The sequence below is a fragment of the Variovorax sp. GW823-FHT04F07 genome, from assembly GCF_058795995.1.
In genome coordinates, this window is sequence record NZ_JBXAIG010000001.1 from 1,660,788 (window position 1) to 1,680,223 (window position 19,436).

General features: G+C 72.9%; 9 protein-coding genes. All 9 read right to left on the reverse strand.

All coding sequences use genetic code 11. From position 1 onward, the window contains the following. Positions 1 to 103 precede the first annotated feature (103 nt). The 9 genes from AC1RAA_RS07820 to AC1RAA_RS07860 all read right to left on the reverse strand — a co-directional run bounded on the left by AC1RAA_RS07820 (position 104) and on the right by AC1RAA_RS07860 (position 19,434). A complete protein-coding gene (locus tag AC1RAA_RS07820) occupies positions 104 to 1,069 on the reverse strand; it encodes a FecR family protein (RefSeq protein WP_492727522.1) in 966 nt (321 codons plus the stop codon). A gap of 73 nt (positions 1,070 to 1,142) precedes the next feature. Then, the gene (locus AC1RAA_RS07825) at positions 1,143 to 1,688 is read right to left on the reverse strand and encodes an RNA polymerase sigma factor (protein ID WP_390343183.1); all 546 of its coding nucleotides are present in this window, start codon (positions 1,686 to 1,688) and stop codon (positions 1,143 to 1,145) included. Between the two features lie 10 nt (positions 1,689 to 1,698). Continuing rightward, entirely contained in the window at positions 1,699 to 2,343 is a 645-nt protein-coding gene (locus AC1RAA_RS07830; RefSeq protein WP_492740544.1) for a TonB C-terminal domain-containing protein, read from the reverse strand. Positions 2,344 to 2,528: 185 nt separating this feature from the next. Continuing rightward, positions 2,529 to 3,860 (reverse strand): trypsin-like peptidase domain-containing protein, encoded by a 1,332-nt coding sequence (locus AC1RAA_RS07835; RefSeq protein WP_492696799.1) that lies wholly within the window; start codon positions 3,858 to 3,860, stop codon positions 2,529 to 2,531. Between the two features lie 19 nt (positions 3,861 to 3,879). Further along, positions 3,880 to 4,344, reverse strand: a complete 465-nt coding sequence (locus AC1RAA_RS07840) for a YbaB/EbfC family DNA-binding protein (protein WP_492727524.1) — start codon at positions 4,342 to 4,344, stop codon at positions 3,880 to 3,882. A gap of 32 nt (positions 4,345 to 4,376) precedes the next feature. Further along, positions 4,377 to 5,129 (reverse strand): S1 family peptidase, encoded by a 753-nt coding sequence (locus AC1RAA_RS07845; RefSeq protein WP_492727525.1) that lies wholly within the window; start codon positions 5,127 to 5,129, stop codon positions 4,377 to 4,379. 90 nt (positions 5,130 to 5,219) lie between these two features. After that, a complete protein-coding gene (locus AC1RAA_RS07850; protein ID WP_492727526.1) occupies positions 5,220 to 17,729 on the reverse strand; it encodes a filamentous hemagglutinin family protein in 12,510 nt (4,169 codons plus the stop codon). Between the two features lie 140 nt (positions 17,730 to 17,869). Further along, complete coding sequence (locus tag AC1RAA_RS07855) at positions 17,870 to 18,880, reverse strand: FecR family protein (protein WP_492727527.1); 1,011 nt, start codon at positions 18,878 to 18,880, stop codon at positions 17,870 to 17,872. Then, complete coding sequence (locus tag AC1RAA_RS07860) at positions 18,880 to 19,434, reverse strand: RNA polymerase sigma factor (RefSeq protein WP_070061142.1); 555 nt, start codon at positions 19,432 to 19,434, stop codon at positions 18,880 to 18,882. Before AC1RAA_RS07860 ends, AC1RAA_RS07855 begins: the two co-directional genes overlap by 1 nt. Between the last annotated feature and the right edge of the window lie 2 nt (positions 19,435 to 19,436).

Sequence of the window (19,436 nt, forward strand, 5' to 3'; positions counted from 1 at the left end):
AATCCGTGCCCCTTACTGGACAGACCGACAGACGCAAACAAAACCGCTAAGTTTCTGGACCAATCCTGAGCGCACGCGAGGGCCAATCAGGTTGTCACATTCATCAGCTAAGCAGCAGCACGCCGCCCGGCAGCGCGCGCGCCTCGAGGTCGTACGAGCGCTGGATCTGCACCAGCACCGTGTCGAGCGAAGCGATGGCGAAACGCCCGCTGACTTCGCGACCGGCCAGGCGCTGCGCCAGCAACACCACGCGGCCCGGCCGATAGCGGTTGATCTCCTCGATCACGTGCGCCAGCGGCGTCTGCCGGAACACCAGCACGCCGCTGCGCCAGGCCGAGGCCTCGCGGGTGGCCACAGCCGCCACCGGCCCGAGCGAACCCGCGTCGTACAGCACCTGCTCGCCGGCCTGCAGATCGCGCGTGCCCCTCGCGTGCGTGACGCGCACGCGCCCTTCGAGGCAGGTCACGCAGCCCCGGCCCGCAAGGTAGCGCACCTCGAAGCGGCCGGCCTGCGCCTCGCTGCGGGCTGCGCCCGCCACGACGCCGAAGGGCTGCGGCCCGGCCACCAGGTCGAGGGCCGCCTCGCCCGCGATCAGGTCGATGCCGACGACGCGGCCCTCGACGCTGCGACGCTGCACGCTGGTCTGCGTGTTGAGCACCAGGTCGACGCCTTCGGCCACCTGCACCGCGCGCTGCTCGCCGGTGGCCGTGCGGTAGTCGGCGTTCCACTCGCCGAGCGACGGCCACAGGCCCAGCGGCGGAGAGACCACCGCCACGCCCGCGGCGCCGGCCGCGCCCACCGCCGCGCCGAGGAACGCGCGGCGCGCGGCCACCGGCCGCGCCGACAGCACGGGAGCTCGCTGGACTTCGGCCGGCATGCCGCCGATGGCCGGGTCGAGCGCTTGCCACAAGCGTCGGGCCTGCGCCAGCGCGGGCTGGTGCAGCGGGTTGCCGTCGCGCCAGCGGCGAAAGCCCTCGACGTCGTGCTGCGTGGCCGCACCGGACGACAGCCGGCGCAGCCAGGCCTGCGCTTCGCGCAAGGCCTGGGCGTGTGCATCGGGCGGGGTCATCGGGGCTTCAACCCGTGCGCGCTGAAAGATGTCGCATACCCATGAGACGGCTCTCGACGCGGTGAACCGCACTTTATTTTTCATGCGGCTCCCTCCCTTGCGGCATACGGTCCGCGCGGCCCATGCGGGCGGCGATGTGGTCATGCGCCTCCTTGAGTTCCTTCTCCACCGTGCGCAGCGAGATGCCGAGCCGCGCCGCCACCTCGCGCTGCGGCAGGTGCTGCCAGCGCACCATCACCAGCACCTGCCGGCGCCGTGGCGGCAGCCGCTCGATGAGCGCGCGCAGCGTGGCCAGCTCCGCGCGGTCCTGCGCGATCTGCGCGGGCCCCGGCGCGGGGTCGGGCGTTTCGTCGAGCAGCGCCTCGATCTCGTCGGACGTGGCCAGGCGCCCCTGCTTCGCGACCTGGTCGTAGGCCAGGTTGACGGCCACGCGCAGCAGGTAGGCGGCGGGGTCGTGCACGCCGTCGATGTCGTCGCGGCTTTCCAGGCGCAGCCAGGTGTCCTGCAGCGCGTCACCGGCGCGCTCGGCGTTACCGAGCCGCCGCGCAAGCCGCTGCTTGAGCTCGTCGTAGCGCGCGACCAGGAAGTCGCGCAACGCGGGCAGCGCGTTCTCGGGCATGGCGATGGCGTCAGTGCCGCACCGGGCACTCGAGCCCGGGCGTCTGCGAGCGCGGCAGGATCAGCATCGTGAGCGGCTGCGCCATGTCCGGCGGCGGCGCGCGGTCGATGCGCAGCTGCCGCAGGGTGTCGAGGATGGCGTCGTCGCGCGCGCGCTCACCGCTGGTGTGCAGCAGGAAGGCATGGGCGATGCGGCCGGTGCCGTCGATCACGAAACGCATCGCCGCGCGGTAGCCGCCCGGCGCTGCGCGCGGGTGGGCGCACAGGGCTTCCCAGACGCGGGTCTGGACCAGCCCGTCGTAGCCGCGGTGAACGGCGGCGGGCGCCGCCTGCGCCGCATCAGCCGGTCGTGCCGGTGCGGGCACAGCCGGCGCGAGCCGGAGCACGAAGGCGGTCGTGGCCCCCACACCGGCGTCGTCGGCGACCAGGCCCGTGCCCGCGAGCAGCGCATCGAGGGCGGCCTGCGCATCGAACAGGCCATGCACGGGCGCGGCGTGACGTCCGGCCACGCGTTCGGCATCGAAGAACACGGGCAGCCCGGTCGCGCGGCCGTACTGCTCCAGCGCCGCGGCCAGCGGCTGGGCCGCGATGTCGAAGGCGATGCGCGCGGCCTGCGGCCGAAGCGGCGCCGCGTCGGACTGCGCGCGGGCGCTCATCCACGGCCCGGTCATGCAGGCGACCAGCGCGATGCCAACCAGGGAGACGAGAGGAAAAGAAGGAGGTGCATGCCGCATGAGTTCGATACGCCCGGCGAAAGCCACGGCCCGGGGGGCATGTCGAAGCGGATGCTAGGTTCGCTGCATGACGTTCGGATGACTTGGCCGGTCAGCGCGAGGCCTTCTCAGCACTTCGGCGACCCGGCCTGCGCGCAGATCGGCACGAAGATCCGCGCCCCCGCGCGCTGCACCAGCAACGCCGCCGTGCCGTCGGCTCCTTCCAGCGCCTGGGCCAGGGCTTCGGCGCTGTCGATCGGCTGGCCGTTGAGCGCCAGGATGACGTCGCCCGGCTGCACGCCCGCGCGCGACGCCGCCACGTTCACGCGCTGCACCAGCAGCCCGCCCTCCACGCGCAGGAACTGCCGCTCGGCCGGCGCCAGCGGGCGCACCGCGAAGCCCAGGCGCGAGGGCACCGAGGCCGCCGCCGCCGCATCGCCTTGCAGGCGCGGCGTGTCGTAGCCCTCCACCTTCACCTCGACCACGTGCTCGGCGCGGTCGCGCCACACCATGAGGCGTGCGCGCTGCCCCGGCACCTGCTCGGCGATGAAGCCCAGCGCGTCGGCCGCCTGCACCACCTCGCGGCCCTGCACCGACAAGATCACGTCGCCGGTCTTCAGCCCGCCGCGCGCCGCCGCACCGCGCGGCTCCACATCGGTGACCAGCGCGCCGGCCGGACGCGGCAGGCGGAAGGTGTCGGCCAGCGCCTGCCCCACCTCCTGCACGGACACGCCGATGCGCCCGCGCGTGACGGTGCCGGTGGCCAGCAGCTGGTCCTTGATGCGCATGGCGGCGTCGATGGGAATGGCGAACGACAGCCCCTGGTAGCCGCCGCTGCGGCTGTAGATGCGCGAGTTGATGCCGATCACCTCGCCACGCAGGTTGAACAGCGGCCCGCCCGAGTTGCCGGGGTTGATCGGCACGTCGGTCTGCAAAAACTGCATCGACTCCGCGCCCGGCAGCAGCCGCCCCTTGGCGCTGACGATGCCGGCCGTCACCGAGTTGCCGAAGCCGTAGGGCGAGCCGATGGCGGCCACGCCGTCGCCGGGCTCCACGTCCGCCGGATCGCCGATGCGCACCGTGGGCAAGCCGGTCGCGTCGATTTTCAACAAGGCCACGTCGGCCAGTGCGTCGAGGCCGATGAGCCGCGCCCGGAACTCGCGCCGGTCGGGCAGCTTCACGCGGATCTGCGTGCCGTGCGCGACGACGTGCGCGTTGGTGAGGATGAGCCCGTCGGCGCTCACGAGGAAGCCGCTGCCCAGGCTGCTCTCGTCGGCCTCGGCCGGCGGCGCGCGCAGCAGCCAGCGGTCGCTGAAGCGGCGCGCCGGCGCCGACGGCCGCTCCACGCCGATGTGGACCACGGCCGGCCCGAAGGCCTTCACCAGCGCCGCGAGCCCCGGCACGGGCCACGGCATGGCGGCGTGCAGCGGCACTGCAGCCGCCAGGCCCAGCAGCGCCACGCAAAGGCGGCGCGATCGGTCAGGTGCGCGCGACAAAGCTCAGCGTGAGTTGCAGCACCATCGGCTGGCGCATGTCGCGCGGCGGCGGCTCGGCCAGCGGCTGCGCGGTGAGCAGCGCGCGCAGGTCGGTGTCGGCCTGCGCATCGCCCAGCGAATCGAAGGCCACGCGCTCGACCTTGCCGCTGCCCGCGACCCACACGCGCACCACCACCGGCGCGGGCGGCACGGGCTGGCCTTCCTTCAGCATGCGTTCCTGCATCCACGTGTGCAGCCGCACCACGGTGTCGCTGGCCGGATCGCTGAGCGACGACTGCAGCTGATTGCTGGCGAGGTTGGCGTAGCTGATCCAGTGCTGCGGCACCTGCGGCTGGGCCTGCGCCGATGCGGCCAGGGGCGCGGCGGCGGCGGACAGCCCGAGGCCGAGCCCGCCGAGCGCCAGGCGCAGGCGGCGCCAGCCGCGGGTCTTGCCGGAAGAAAAGGTCATGGGAATTCCAATGAAAAGTCGAAGAAGGACGCTCAGCCGCACAGCACGCCGACCGACAGGGTCGAGGCCCGCGCGGCGGGCGACTGCTGCGGGCCGAGCTGCGGTTCGCGGCTGTGCGTGTAGGCGATGCCGTGGGCGTCCAGGAAGTCGCGCAGGCGCGCCGCCGGCACCGCGCGCACCCGCGTCACGCCGCCCGCCACGCCCGCGGCCGAGGCCGCGCGGCTGAGCACCATGCCCGACGCATGCGGCGCGGCGGCGACACGCTCGACCACCACGCCGAGCAGCAGGCCGTCGGCGCCCAGCACCGCGCTGCCGCTGGCGCCGGGTTGCACGCCCGACAGCAGCTGCAGGCCGTCCACGCCGGGCACGGTCATGGCGTTGCTGAGCAACGCCGCGCGATCGGGCATGCGCTGCAGCACCGCGTAGGCCTCGGTGAACACGCCCACGCTGCCCGGGGCCGGCGCGCGCGCGTCCGCCGCGAGCGTGGCGTGCAGGTACGGCGTGAGGGTGGTGCGCAGCACCGCGACGTCGAGCTCGGCGCTCTCGGCGATCACCCGGGCCTGCGCCACCTGCGCGTCCTTGAGGGCGAACAGCGAACGGCAGTCCGCCACCGCATGGCGCGCGGTCAGCACGTCGCCGGCGGCGTTGAGGAACACGCCGCTGGCGTTGGCCTCGGGCGGCGCGCCATGCGCCGCGCCGGCCAGGGCGGCGAACGCCGTGGCCAGCAGGAACGACGCCCACGGGCGCGGGCGGGGGCCGGCAGAAGACAGCAGCAGAGGGGGCATCGGACAGTCACGAAAGCTCTGAGACAAAGACGGAACTGCGCGCCCCGGAATGTCGTTTGTCACAAAAATTTCATCTGCCGCCCTTCCCTCTCACTGCCCCAGCAGACGCCGCTCCTGCGCCGTGAGCTTGGTCTTCTGCGCATCGCCCAGCGGCCCGCGCCCCAGCACCTGCACCGGGCTGTGCGCGTCGTAGCCCACCGGGCGCGCCGCGGCGCGGCCCGCATCGGACGGCGCCGCGGCACCGTCGGCAGGCTCGTTGCCGAAGCCCAGCACGCGCACCGAGAACACCGACGGCAGCGCCTGGCGCGCCGCCGCGCGTTCGCGCTGCATCGCCTCCTGCGCCGCGCCCACCGCCTGCGAGGCCGCCGCGCTGGCGTTGGTGAGCGCGCCCACGTTCACCGAGGCCACCACCGGCAGGCCGGCCGACTCGCCCTTGACCTGGATGTTGGCCGCGTTCACCACCTGCAGGGCCGCGAGGTTCACGTTGCCCGACACGCGGATGCCGGCCTCGCCCGCGTCGATGGTGCCCAGCGGCGCGATCAGGTCCATGTCGCCCGCCGGCACTTCGGCGATGGGCGCCAAGGTGGCCAGGCCGGCGCCCGAGCTGGGCACCTGCGACGACAGCTTCACGTTGCCGATGTTGTCGTACACGCGCTTGGGCGGCGTGTAGACCAGCGTGGTCTTGGAACCCCGGCCCGCGTTGATGTCGCCCTGCTCCGACCAGGCCAGCACGTCGCCGCCGAAGGTGGTCATCACGCGCGACAGGCCCAGCAGCAGGCTGCCTTCGCTGAACAGCTGGATGTGGCCCATGCCCTGCGTGATCACGCCCGCGCTGCCCGGCGGCACCGCGCCCTGCACGCCCACCACGATCTGCCCGCCCGGCGCGAGCATCTGGATGTCGCCGCCGAAGTCGGTGTGCACGCCCGAGGGGCCGTACAGGATGATGTCGCCGGTGCGCACGATCTCCTGGCCCGCCGCGTCGAGGTCGGGGAACAGCGTGGCGATCATGCCGCGCCCGCGCAGGTAGCTGCCGTAGCGCGGGCCGTCCACGTCGTTGTACTCGCGGCCCCCGGCGCGCAGCTCGGCGAAGTACACGCTGCGCAGGAACACGCGCTGCTGCTCGGGCGCCAGCGCCTTGAAGTACGCGAGCGCGCTGCCCGGGTCCTTCGCGTCGGCGCTGGTGGCCACGAAGCCGTAGCGTTCCTTGAGCCATGCGGCCAGCTCGGCGTCGTAGGTCTTCACCACGCGGCCCGGCTGGCTCGCCAGCGACTGGCCGGGGCCCGACTCGGCGCGCTTCGCGGGGTCGAGGTAGCGGTCGGCAATGGCCGAGAAGTCCGGCCCGCCCACGCCCATCGGGCCCATGCCGGCCATCATCGCGATGCTTGCGCCGGGGCGCGTGTCGCCCTCGGCCAGCGCACCACGGCTCACCACGCTGGCGCGGTCGTCCTGCGTGATGTGGCGGCCGGCCGACACCTCCAGCGTGCCGGGGCCCGCCACCTGCAGGTTCGCGTACAGGATGTCGCGCCCGGCCTGCACCAGCGACACGTCGCGCGGGTCGTTGTTCACGATCAGCGCCTCGGTGCCGACGATGTCGCGCCCGGCGCGGATGCGTGCCGGCGCGGCCGAGCGGTACCAGGTCTCGGGCGCGGGTTCGCCGCTGGCCTGCACCTTGCGCGCCGTGCCACTGGCCAGGCCCAGGATGTCGCCGCGCACGGCGTAGAACAGCGAGGGCGGCGCATCGGCTGCGTGCAGCGCGCGGGCGCCCAGCGTGTCCGGTCCGAAGGCGAACAGAGGGTGGTTGTCGACCACCCCGTAGTTCGGCACGCCGGGCGATCCGACCATCGAGCCCTCCGGGCTGGTGTTGTAGACCACCGGCTGCTGGCGCGAGTTGTAGCCCACGAAGGCGGGCGCCCAGGGCGTGGGCAGCGGCGTGACCGCGCCCGACATCCCCACCGGATAGCCGCCGCCGAACAGCGAGTTGCCCGCCAGGAACTCGAGCGCGCCCGACGGCGACGGCGCGAGCACCAGCGCACGGCCGGGCGCCTGCGTGGCGGGCGTGGCCGAGAAGCCGAAGTACAGGCTGCCCGAGGCCGCCGTCGCGCGCAGGATCGACGGATAGACCGTGACGTTGTCGCTCATGTTGATGCTGCCCAGGTACCGGCCGGCGGCCTCCCGGTTCGCCAGGTCGGTGCCGGGCGTGAGGTTGCCGCCCGCGCTGAACAGGTTGATCGCGGTGCGGTCGGTCCACAGCGTGAACCAGCCCTGGCCGATGCCGTACTCGGTGCCGCCCAGCTTGAATGCCGAGCTGTTCGGCACCCGCGCGCGGCCCGCGTCGGCCACGCTGGTGAGCACCAGGTCGCCCGGCGTGTCCAGGTACATCGCCGAGTCGCCCGGCACGAGCACGATGCCGGCATTGCCGACGCCGATGGTCGGGGTGAAGGGGTCGATGGGGCGCGTGTCCTTCACATCGCCCTCCTGGCCCGGCAGCGAGAACGCGTACTTGCGGTAGCGCACCTCGACGCCGCCGATGGCGGAGGCCGACACGGTGGCCGCGCCGCGCAGGTTGACCAGGGCGCCGTTGAGGTCCTGGTACTGCGTATTGGTGCCAGAGCTGCCGTACTGCGCCGCGGCCAGGTTCGGATTGACCACGCCGCCGATGCGCAGCTGCAGGTCGCCGCCGCCGGTGAGCGTCAGTTGCCCGTTCGCGTCGACGCGGCCCGTGCTGCCGACCGCCGCCACGATGGCCTCGCTGCGCTGCCAGACCTGGCCGTTGCCCAGCCGCGTGGTGAGGCCCGCGTCGCCGCCCGCGCGCAGCGTGAGGTTGCCGCCGCCCAGCGTGCCCATGCCGGTGAAGCCCACCAGGAAGGGCTCGGGGCTGCTGTCGGTGCTGACCTGCGCACCGGCCGGCAGCGCGTAGGTGCCGAAGTTGATCCACCACGACGTCGCGATGCGGTCGCTGCCGGGCAGGGCCGTGCCCGAGCCCTGGCGCCACAGCCAGCTGCCCACCGCGGCGCTCGGCGCCTGTCCGCGCTCGCCCCCGAAATGACCCCAGACGTCGCCGACGACGTTGCCGCCCACCGTGATGTCGAGGTTGCCGCCCTGCTCGGGGTACCAGGCCTGGTAGGCCGCGAGCGCGGCGCTGTAGTCCGCCGTCTGCGGGCCGATCACCGAGCCGCCGACGGCCTTGCCGCGTGCGAGGTTGAAGGGGTCGAGCCCGTTGGCGTCGAGCAGCGGCGCCGAGCGCGTGCCGGCCGTGTAGACGCCGAACGGCGACTCCATGACGAAGTTGCCGGCCGCCGCCAGGCCCAGGTCGCCCGTGCCGGTGCGCAGCACGCTGAACATCGGCGACAGCGGCGTGTACTTGGTGACGTCCTTGACGGGGTTGATGACCGTCGTGCAGATGCCCGGCCCCCACTCGCAGATGGTGACGTATTCGGGCAGCACCGGCGTGCCCTCGACGAAGCTCGGGTCCCAGTCGTCGCCGTTGGGGCCCCAGAAGTAGGAAAGGCGCGCCGGGTCGACAACGCAGGTGCCCTCACCGCCCCAGTCGCAGTAGCCCGCCTCGAAATCCAGCGGGTCCATCGGCGTTCCCTCGTCGTGGCCCCACATGGGCCCGTTCGGCCCCCACAGGAAGCCGCTGCCGCCCGGCGTGAGCTTGACGTTGTACATCGCGTGGCTGTCGGCCAGGATGAGCGCGCCGTGCTTGGCCGGGTCGACCGCGCGGCGGTCGGCCGAGTCCAGGTCGGCGCCGGCCGTGAGTTGCAGGCTCCAGCTCGTCGCGCCCTGCCCCAGCATCGGCGCCACGGCCCAGTTGCGGCCCTGCACGCCGTCGACTTCGGGCCGCAGGTTGACGGCCGCGTCGTTCGGCAGCTGCACATCGGTCAGCGACGGAATCACCGCACCGCGCGCCAGCGCGATGGTGCCGTCGGCCTTCATCGCGACCGGCAGGCGCACGCCCTTGGGCCACACCATCGCCTGCACGCTGGCCTCGGCGCGCAGCGCGGTGCCAGCGCCCAGCTTCATGCCGCTGTCCAGCACCACGGCCTCGCCCAGCACCGTGCCGGCCTTCAGGCGCACGCTGCCGTCGGCGTTGTAGACGTTGGCGCGCAGCACCGTGCCGGCGGGCAGCGTGTAGGCCGCGCCCAAGGTCACGGTCACGGGCAGCACCGTGCCGGCCGGCAGCGCCATGGCTTCGGCGGGCACGTCGTAGTTGAGCAGCGCGTCTTTCGGGAACACGGTGCCCTTGTCGAGCACCACGCCGTCGATCGGCACGACGATGTCGCCGCCGTCGGGCGTGAACGGCGTGCCGAACTTGGTGCGCTGCTCGGTGAGGTACCAGCCCTTGTCGTCGGGCGTGGCCGGCGGCGGCGCGAAGCCGTCGTTGATGCTGCCGTACACGTTGAGGTTGCCGCCCGCGCGGATCACCAGCACGCCGGGCTCGCCGAAGCCGCGCCGCGCCGGGTCGGTGCGGTTCGCGCCGGGGCCGTAGCGGTAGCCCGAGAGGTCGATGTCGCCGACCACGCTGAGGTCGCCCTCGCCGGTGCTGCTGACGATCTCCACGCCGGGGCGCAGGTGGTAGCTGCCCAGGCCCGCCAGGCGCGCCGAGAGCGAGGTGTTGGCCAGCGCCTTGTCGATGAAGGCGCTGCTGTGGCCGTCGATCTCGTCGAGGTACTTCTGCGTGATGAGCTGCGGCACGTGGCCCGTGACGTCGGGCGCGCTCGCCAGCGGTGCGTCGCTGTAGGTGCGGAAGGCGTTGACCGAGATGCTCTTCGCGCCCTGGATCGCGGGCGTGCCGCCGACGTTCACCGCCACATCGTTGTCGCCGCGCCGCGGCGCGTTCAGTGCGAGCGTGCCGCGCGCGATGCCGTCGTTGCCCTGCGCCGCGCCCACGGCCGTGCCGGCACGCAGGTCGATGGCCGCGCCGCCGCCCAGCGTCAGCGTGCCGTGCGTGCTCGTGAGGTCGACGATGGCGCGGTTCGGGCTGTCGATGATCTTGCCGTAGCTGTCCACGCGCAGGCCGGTGGCGTGCGCGTCGAGCGTGCCGTTCACCGTGAGGTCGCCCTTGGCGGCGAGGCGGATCGCGCCCACCTGGAAGCCGCTGGCGTCGATGCGGCCGTTCACCGTGAGGCTGCCGCCGTCGAGCGTGACCTCGACCACGCGCGCCTTCACTTCGTCGCCGATGGCGAGGTCGCCCTGCTTGATCTGGAAGCGCCGCGCGCCCGTCACGCCGCCTTCGTTCAGGCGCGTGTTCAGGCCCGCGAAGTCGGCCACGGTCTGGCCGCGCACGCTGATCTCGGCCGCGTCGTAGGGCACGATGGTGCCGCCCGCGTCATACGTGCCGCTCGCGGTGCCGAGGATGCGTCCGCCCAGGTCGATGCGGCCCGCGCCGGCGCCCAGCGCCGTCGCCTGCAGCGTGCCGCCGCGGTTGTGCGTGGCCGACAGGTCGATCACCGAGCCCGCCGCCTGCGCGATGTTGCCGGCCGAGCTCGTCACCTCCAGGTCGCCGCCGCGGCTGTAGCGCGTCTGCTCGAAGAACTTCACGGCGCGGCCCGCGAGGTCGATGCGCGACTCGGCGCCAAGCGTCACGTCGCCGCTGGCCGTGAGCTGCAGCTTGCCCGAGGGCAGGCCTACCGTGCCGTCGATGGTGATGTTGCGGCCCGTGAGCGCCAGCTGCGCGCCCAGCGCCGCATCGCCGGCCGGCTGCGCGCCTGCCGGTGCGCTCACCCCGATGTCGCCGCCCGCCGTGATGCGGTTGTTCGAGCCGGCCTCGCCGGTGAGCAGCGGGGTGCGCAGGTTCAGCTGGCCGCCCGTGAAGTCATAGCCCTTGCCCGTCACGTACGCGCCCTGCTGGTGGTACACGGCCAGCGTGCCCTTGCCGTTGGCGGTGATGCGCTCGCTCGCGTTCAGGTTGACCGTGCCGAAGCCCAGCGCCAGGCGGTCTGCCGAGAAGCCCGCGTCGGGTTGCGTGTTGGGCGCGTGGCCCAGCACGATGCGCGCGGCCGACACGTCGAGCGTGCCGTGGCCCAGCAGGCTGCCGATGGCGCCGCCCGGTGCGTTCCCACCGGGAAAGATCTCGTCGTTGCCGGGCGGGCGCGGCGTGAGGCCGGTCCAGATGAATTCGCCGGTCGTGATCTTCGCGGTGTCGCCCGCGCCGCCGTAGCCGTAGATGGCGGGCGTGCCCAGCACCAGCCGTTCGATGGACGACACGCCGGTGGCGGCGTCGAGCGTGTCCAGCGACACCGCGCCGTAGATGTTCACCGACTCGCGCGCGTTCAGCACCAGCGTCTCGACCGCGGGCACGCCTTCGCCCTTGTTGCCGGCCAGCAGGTTCGCCAGGATGCCCTGGTTCATCGACAGGCCCGACGGCAGCTGGCCGTTGGCGGCCGCCTGCTGCAGCGCCGCGTCGCTGCCCAGGTTGACCGCGGACACCGCCAGCAGCAGGTTCTTTGCGCCGTAGCGCACGTTGTCGGCCATCGTGAACGAGCGGTTGGTGGCCACGGCCAGCGTGCCCTCGCCGTACAGCGTGGTGTGGCCGGTGCAGGCGCCGCTGGGGCACGCGCCGATCTGGACCGTGGCGGGTATCCCTCCGGCGACGGGCGGCAGCAGGTTGATCCAGCCGTTCGACAGGCCCAGCACCCCGCCCAGACCCGCCGAGAACACCACGCCGTCGGTGGAATCGTAGGCCGGCGCACCGGCGCCCAGCGTGTTCAGCGACGCGCCCTGCTCCACCTGGATGCCGTCGCCGTAGCCGCCGGCCACGAGGAAGATTTCCGCGCCGCGCAAGGTCGCGCCGCTGCGCACGACGACATGGCCGGTGTTCGACTTGAAGGTTGCGTAGTTGTCGGCATACGGCAGATCGATCTGGCCGCCCAGGATCATCCGTGGCGCGCCGAAGGCGTTGAGCTGGTCGGCCTGCAGCGACGCGCCCGTGAACCCGGCCGTGCGCTGCGCGCCCGGCGCCGTCACCTCGATGGCGATGCCCTTCGCCGACAACGTGCCGCCGAAGCCCGCGCTGCCGGCCGCCGGATTGAACAGCGCCGTGCCGTCGAACTGCAGCATCGACACGCCGTCCTTCGGCTTGGAATAGAAGTAGTCCAGCAGCAGGTTGCGGGCATCGGACGCGATCTCGCCGCGCACGCCGCCGCGGCGTGCCGCGTCGGCCACCACGAAGGCGTCGTAGCCCATCTCGTTGTAGCTGGCGTGCTGCTTCACCAGCGCCGCCGGCGTGACGACCAGCTGGCTGGCCAGCGACGACTTCACCGCCGTGTTCGCCACGCCGAGGTAGCCGCTCGCCACGTACGAGCCATAGCCGGCCGGCAGCGGCGTCGCGGGCAGCGCGCTTTGCGCCCCCACTTCCACACGGAAGGCACCGGGCAGCAGTGCGTAGGTCGAAGGCAGCAGCGTGTAGGTGCCGGCCTTGAGCCCACCCACGTCGTGATCGAGCGTGACCTGCCGGCCGATGGCCGGCTCGCCCGCGCCGGCGTCGGGCGACACCGGCGCGTAGCCGCCCTGGAAGCCCGGCACGATGGCGTACACGCCGTTGCCCGCCTTGCTGAAGGTGTTGGCCGGATTGGCATTGGCCAGCGGCGTGCGCAGCACGTCCACCGAACCGCCGCGACCGCTCACGAAGCCCGCGCCCGTGAGCTCGCCGCCGCCCGACAGGTCGAGCAGCGCACCCTGGTGCCCGACCACGCTGTCGCCCGTGAGCAGGATGCCGCTGCTGCCGATGGCGCGCTTGTCGATGGGCGCGCCGGCCACGCTGTAGCCGATGCCGTCGGTCGTGCCGCCGTAGGGCATGAGCAGGCCGGCGCCGCTGACCGAGGTGATGCTGCCCGGCAGCAGGTCGACCACGCTGGCGCGCGCCTCGAAGGTGCTGCGCCCGTCCTGCCCCACGATGAGGTTGCCCAGCGGCGCGCGCACGATGCCGCCCTGGCGCACCGTGCCGCCGCCGAGCGCCAGGGTGCCGAATGCCGACTGCGGCATCGCCACGTCGCCCTCGACCTGGCGGCGGATGTCGAGCACGCGGCCCTCGTCGTAGCCCGCGCGGATCTGCGCGTTGGCTCCGGTGGCGGGGTAGATCTGCGCGGCGGTGAGCGTGAGGTCGCCCAGCGTCGCCAGCTCGGTCGTGGTCGCGCCGAGCAGGCCGAGCGTGGGCGTGCCGCCCAGCAGGCGCAGGTCGCCGCGGCTGGTCATGCTCACGGCGTCGAAGCCGCGGCGGTCCACCACCTGCGCGGGGCCGGTCTTCATGGCGATCTCGCCGTGCGCGCCGAAGCCCACGCGGTCGCGGATGTCGATCAGGTCAGCCTCGGCCGTGAAGGTGGCCTCGCTCGCGCGGGTCGATGCGCCGTGGCGCCAGGTGGTGGTGTAGATCACCTCGTTGTCCTGCTTCGGCGCACCGGTCACGCCGGCCAGCCGCAGGTAGGACGAGGCAAGCCGCACGCTCGAATCGGTGGCCGCGCTGTCGGCCAGCGCGAAGCTGCCGGCGTACAGGCGCAAGCTCTGCGCGGTCGTGAGGTCGACGTGGCCGTCGAAGCTCAGCAGGCCGTTGACCAGCAGCGAGAGGTTGCCGAAGCCGCCGTCGCGCACCTGGTCCGCGCTCAGGCGCCCCTTGCCGTAGGCCAGCGCCGCATCGGCATGGCCCGGCTTGAGGGTGGCCGGCAATCCGCTGGGCTGCTGCGCCTGCGAGATCACCAGCTCGCGCGCCTGCCGCACCGCGTCGTCGACGGTGTAGATCTTCGAGAACACCGGCGCCTCGAGCGCCACCGCGAGCGTGCCGCCCGCCGCATTCGCGCCGCCCGCGTGGGCGCGCAGCGTGCCGTCGAGGTACAGGCTGTGCGCCGACTTGAGCACGATGCTGCCGCCGTCGCTGGCCACGTCGAGTTCGCGCCACAGGCCGCCCACGGCCGGCACGTCGATGCGCGCATGGCTGCCCGAGGCATCGAGCAGCGCGCCGGGGCGGATGACGATCGCGAGGTCGGGCGCGTTGGCCGCGCCCTTGGCCTCCCAGTCGAGCGCGCCGCCGATGGCGATGGTGCCGCCGTTGCGCACCGTGCCGTAGCGGCGGCCGTCGTCGTCGACACCGGTCTGCGCGCGCGCCGCCACGTCGAGCACCGCGCCCTCGCCGATCCACACCGAGCGGTTGTGCGGCTGCAGCGACGTGCTCAGCGGCGAGTTGAAGGCCGGCGCCTCGATGTCGATGGCGATGCGCCCGCCCCAGGCGTTGAGCCGGCCATCGACCACGAAGCTGCTCAGGCCGCCGCCGAGCAGCTGGATCGAGCGGCCCGGATCGACCGTCACCACCGCCCCCGCGCCGATGGCGAGGTTGCCGCCTTCGGTGATGCGGCGCTGCGAACGCAGCACGAGGTCGGCGCCCTGGCGCTGCACGACCTGGCGGTTCACCGTGTCCTGCTGCAGCAGCGGCGGCGTCCACAGTTGCAATGCGATGCCGGCTTCGTGATCGGCACCGGCCCCGGGCGCGATGCGATAGACCGGCATGAGCACGTCGAGCTGCGCGCCCGGCGCGACCGTGAGGCCCGCATGGCCGTTGAAGTCGTAGGTGGAAAAGCCCGACTGCAGGCGCGACGCGTCGAGCACGAGCTGCGTCGCGTCCGACAGCGTCGGGTCGGGGCCGATGAGCAGCGCGTGGCCCGTTTCGATCTTCAGCGTGCCGCCGCCGTTCACGCCGTGGCCGCGGATCTCGCCGCCGAGCGACAGGCGCCCCTTCGCATCGGTGGGCGACGCGGCCGAGTCGGCCACCAGCGTCACGTTGCCGCCCTTGCCGCCCTTCTGCTTGCCCTTGGCCAGCAGCGCCGCACCCGACGACACGTCGATCAGGCTGCCCTGCCCGATCGTCACGCCGTGCGTCGATTCGAGGCGCACCGTGCCGCCGTCGATGACCGCGAGCGTGGCCGAGTCTTCAGGTGCCGTGCCGATGTCGACGCGGCGTCCGCGCAGGTCGAGCGTGACGCCGTCGCGCACGGTGAGCGACGAATCGGCGTCCTTCGCCAGCACGCGCGGCTGGGCGCCCGCCACCGGCGACGTGAAGACATTGCCGGCTTCCAGCGCGCCGCCGCGCACCGTGACGTCGGCGCCGATGTCGATGAACGCGCCGAGCAGGGCCATGCGCCCGCCGTCGGCCAGCGTGAGCGCCTTCTCGACCGTCACGCTGCCGCGCGTGCCGATGTCCAGCACCGACAGGCGCTGCGCATTCAGGTGCGCCGCGTCGAGCCACAGCGTGCCGATGCGCTCGTCGGCCAGTGCGTCGGCCGCGGCCATCTGCTGCGTGACCGGTGCCACGTCGCCCAGGCGCACATCGGTGTCGAACAGGTCGATGCGGCCCAGTGCGCCGTAGCGCCCCAACGCCAGCACGCCGCCGCGCGCCACCGCCGTCTGCGACTGGCGGTAGCCGTCGTCCAGCGCGGCGTCGCGGGCGCGCGTCTGCTGCGCGCCGTTGAACACCTCGGCCACGATGTCGCCTTCGAGCACCGCCGTGGGCGCGCTCACCACCAGCCGGCCGGCGTCGCGCCCGACGGTGTAGCCGTTCTCCAGCTTGCGCTGCGGCCCGATCAGCGGGTTGTAGAAATAGTCGGTGTTCGCCTTGCCCCAGCGCACGTGCTCGGCCTCGAAGCCCTTGTAGACGCCGTCGTACAGCAGGTCCGACGGCGCGCTGTTCAGGTTGTACAGGCGCCCGTCGCTGCCCTTGAGCCAGGTCTGGTAGATCTTGCCGGTCTGCACGTTGAGCGAACCACCCGACAGGTTGACCTTCGAGCCCGCCTGCGTGACCACCTCGCTGCCGCCCAGCACCACCGTGCCGCCCTGCGCGGCCCATTCGCCGATGCCGTGGCCCTGGTTGCCCAGGTAGCCGCCGACCTCCAGCAGGCCGCCCGCCGCGTACCAGCGCTCGCCCTCGTAGCCGCCCACGCCGGGCGCCACGCGCACGAGCTTGCGCCGGTCGATCCACACGTCGTTGTTGAAGAGCTTGCCGCTCTCGCGGTTGCGCGGGGCGTCGCGCATCTCGTTGCCCTGCACGTTGACCTTGACGTTGTTGGATTCCATCGTCACGTCCACGCCCACCGCGCCCGACACATCCAGGCGCGCCTTGTCGGCCACGAAGCTGCGGCGCGTGGCGCTGGCCGCGATCTGCCCGCCGGTGGCCAGCGTGAGCGACTCGCCCTCGAAGCGGATGTCGCCGCCCGAGACGATCTCGATGCGCGACTGGTCGCGCCGGTCCGACAGCCGCGAGAGGTTGTCGAAGAGCGCGAGCGGCACGAGCGCGCGCGCGGCGTCCTGCGCGGCCGATTCCTTGAGGAGCGCGTCGCGCTGGCTGTCGAGCGCGCTGGCCTTGCCGTCGTCCTCGATCAGCACGGCCGTGACCGCGCCCTGGCCGACGGCGACGTTGCCGCGCGTGTCGGCGGCCGAGTTCAGCAGGTGCACCGTGCCGCGCACGGCGACGGTGGAGGTGGCCAGCGCCACGCCGTCCTGGCGCACGTCGCGGCCCGCCAGCGTGATGTCGCCTTCGCGCGCCACGATGAGGCCGGTGTTGCGCACCGTGCCCGCCGTGCTGTCGGCCGCGAACTGCGGCGCGATCTCGTTGCCGCGCGTGGTCGAGAAAGCGTTGGCCTCGGTGCCCATGCCCTTGCGGATCACGAAGCTGTCGCCCGCCGCGAGCTGCGCCTGGCCCTTGCGCGCGGCGATCTCGCCGGCATTGGCCACGTCCTTGCCCAGCAGCAGCACGTAGCCGCCGCCCTGCGTGACGGAGCCGGGCTCCTTGGTGGTCAGGCGCGCGCCGGCCTGCACCTCGACCTTGCCCTGGTCTTCCTTGCGCGTGGTGAAGCTCGGCGCGGTGTCGTTCGAGTAGATGCCGCGCGCCTTGAACTGGTCGTCGCCGATGTGGGCGGCCGCCGCCACCAGGTTGCGCGTGTCGGTCTGGCTGGTGCCGCTGAACATGATGCCGTTGCGGTTGGCGATGAGCACCGTGCCGTCGGCCTTGATCTGGCCCTGGATCTGCGAAGGCCGCGCCTTCGGATCGTTCACGCGATTGAGCACAGCCCAGTCGGCCTGCTGCTTGAAATCGACCGTGGTGTTGCGCCCGACGTTGAAGGTCTCCCAGTTCAGGATGGCCTTGTCGCCGGTCTGCTCCACGGTGACGACGGTGCGGCCGTCGACCTGCTTCTGCGAATCGCGGTTGAGCGCGCGCGCGTTGAGCCAGCCGGCGCTGAGCGAATTGGTGTCGACCTTCAGGCCGCCCTCGGCCAGGCCGTCGGGCACCGAGGGATCGTTCAGCGCGGCGGCGCGTGCGGCGGCCTGCGCGGCCTGCTGCGCGGCAATCGCCTGCGCCGCGAGGCCCAGGTTGCCGAGCGACTGGCGCAGCTGCTCGTTGGCCTTCTGCTGCTGCGCCAGCGGGTTCGTCAGCATCGAGGCCGGCGTGCCGTTGGGCAGGTAGCCCGTGACCACGGCGGTGCCCTGCGCCACGTTCTTCTGCGCCATCCACGCGGCGCTGAAGGCGCGCTGCGCCTGTGCATTGCCCGCCAGGCCCGCCATGGCCAGCGCGAGGGCGGCGGCGTGCGCGACCGGCGCGCGGCGGAATGTCTTGTTGCTCATGTCATACCCCAGAGAAAAACCGTTCTGGAGAAGAGACCGGGCTCACCGGATGCGACCGACACGCGCGCTGCAAAAGTTCGGGAGAATTTGCGAACGAAGACGACGCGCCGCTTTTTTCACAGCCGCGTCACACAGCGCGGCTAGCCCAGCAGCACGATGCCGGCGGGCAGCGACGTGAGCTTCGCGCCGTAGCTCGCGGCGATCAGCGTCTCGACGCGCGAGAGCTCGTCCAGCCGCAGCCGCGCCTGCACCTTGCGGCGGCCGAGTTCGGCGCGCGTGACGATGAGGCGGCCCGGCCGGTAGCGGTTGATCTCGTCGACCACGGCCGCCAGCGGCGTGTCGTCGAACACCAGCACGCGCTCGCGCCAGGCAGCCACCGCCGCGAGGTCGGGCGCGCGCGCCACCTCGGCCTCGCGCCGACCGCCGTAGCGGATCTGCTGCGCCTCGCCCGCCACCAGCACGCGCTCGCCGTCGCGCAGCTCGACCAAGCCCGCGAAGCAGGTCACGCACACCTCGCCGCCCGTGGCGCGCACGTTGAAGCGGCTGGCCGACGCGGCCACGAGGCGCGCGCCGCCCACGGTCATGGTGAAGGGCGCGCGGCGCGCCGCGTCGAGCTGCACCTGCGCCTCGCCGCCGAGCATGTCGAGCACGGGCGGCTCGCCCTCGGCGCCGCGCGCGAGGTTGAGGCTGGTCTGCGTGTTCATCTCGACCACCGCCGCCGCATCGGCCAGCACCACGCGGCGCTGCTCGCCAGTGCCGGTGCGGTAGTCGGCCGTCATGTCGGACAGCGCGGGCCACAGGCCGGCCGGCGGGCGCACCACGACGAAGGCAGCGGCACCGGCCGCGAGCGCGGTGCCGAGGAACTGGCGGCGACCGAACACCGGCGGGCGCGACACGGCGATGGCCGCGCGCGACGGTGTGCCCATCGCGGGCATGCGTTGTGCCACCGCTTCAGCAGCGGGCCGGGTCAGGTCCCACAGGCGCGTCGCCTCGGCCATGGCCTGCGCGTGCTGCGGGCTGCGGGCGCACCAGCGGCGGAAATCCTGCGCGTCGCCGGTGGTGGCGCGGCCGGAGGTCAGGCGCACGAGCCAGTCGTGCGCCTGCGTTTCCAGCGCGGCGCGTTCGCGATCGGTCGGGGTGGGGGCGGCCATCATGTCTTCTCAGACTGTTTTCCCGCGCCGGGACCGAACCTTTGGATCACATCGCGCCCCAAACGACCCGCGCAATGCACCAGCGCGGCCTTCACTTCGCGCTCGACGATGCGCACCGACACGCCGTAGCGCCGCGCCAGGTCGGCATGCGGCGTCTCGTCCACGCGCGAGGCGATGAAGATGTCGCGGCGGCGGCGCGGCAGCTCCTCGAGCGCGCGCTCCAGCGCCTGCACTTCGCTGCGTGCCTCCGAGACGCGGGCCGGGTCGTGGCTGTCGTCCGAAAAATGCAGCAGCTCCTCGACCTCGACGAAGTCGAGCAGCCGCCCGTGGGAGATGCGCCGGTCTTCCGCCACGTTCGACGCGATGCGCAGCAGGTAGGCCATGGGGCTTTGCACCGGGCCGGGGTCGCTCATGCGCTGCACGCGCAGCCAGGTCTCGTGCAGCACGTCGTCGGCCTGCTCTTCCGAGCCCAGGCGGCGACGGAGCCGATTGCGGAAGTCGATGTAGCGGCTGGTCAGCAGGCTGCGCAGGAAGCCGGGGGTGTCCTGTTCCACGG

Coding starts and splice junctions, on each gene's coding strand:
- AC1RAA_RS07855 (WP_492727527.1), bottom strand. CDS start 18,880: ATGGCCGCCCCCACCCCGACCGATCGCGAACGCGCCGCGCTGGAAACG.
- AC1RAA_RS07845 (WP_492727525.1), bottom strand. CDS start 5,129: ATGCCCCCTCTGCTGCTGTCTTCTGCCGGCCCCCGCCCGCGCCCGTGG.
- AC1RAA_RS07825 (WP_390343183.1), bottom strand. CDS start 1,688: ATGCCCGAGAACGCGCTGCCCGCGTTGCGCGACTTCCTGGTCGCGCGC.
- AC1RAA_RS07850 (WP_492727526.1), bottom strand. CDS start 17,729: ATGAGCAACAAGACATTCCGCCGCGCGCCGGTCGCGCACGCCGCCGCC.
- AC1RAA_RS07840 (WP_492727524.1), bottom strand. CDS start 4,344: ATGACCTTTTCTTCCGGCAAGACCCGCGGCTGGCGCCGCCTGCGCCTG.
- AC1RAA_RS07820 (WP_492727522.1), bottom strand. CDS start 1,069: ATGACCCCGCCCGATGCACACGCCCAGGCCTTGCGCGAAGCGCAGGCC.
- AC1RAA_RS07830 (WP_492740544.1), bottom strand. CDS start 2,343: ATGAGCGCCCGCGCGCAGTCCGACGCGGCGCCGCTTCGGCCGCAGGCC.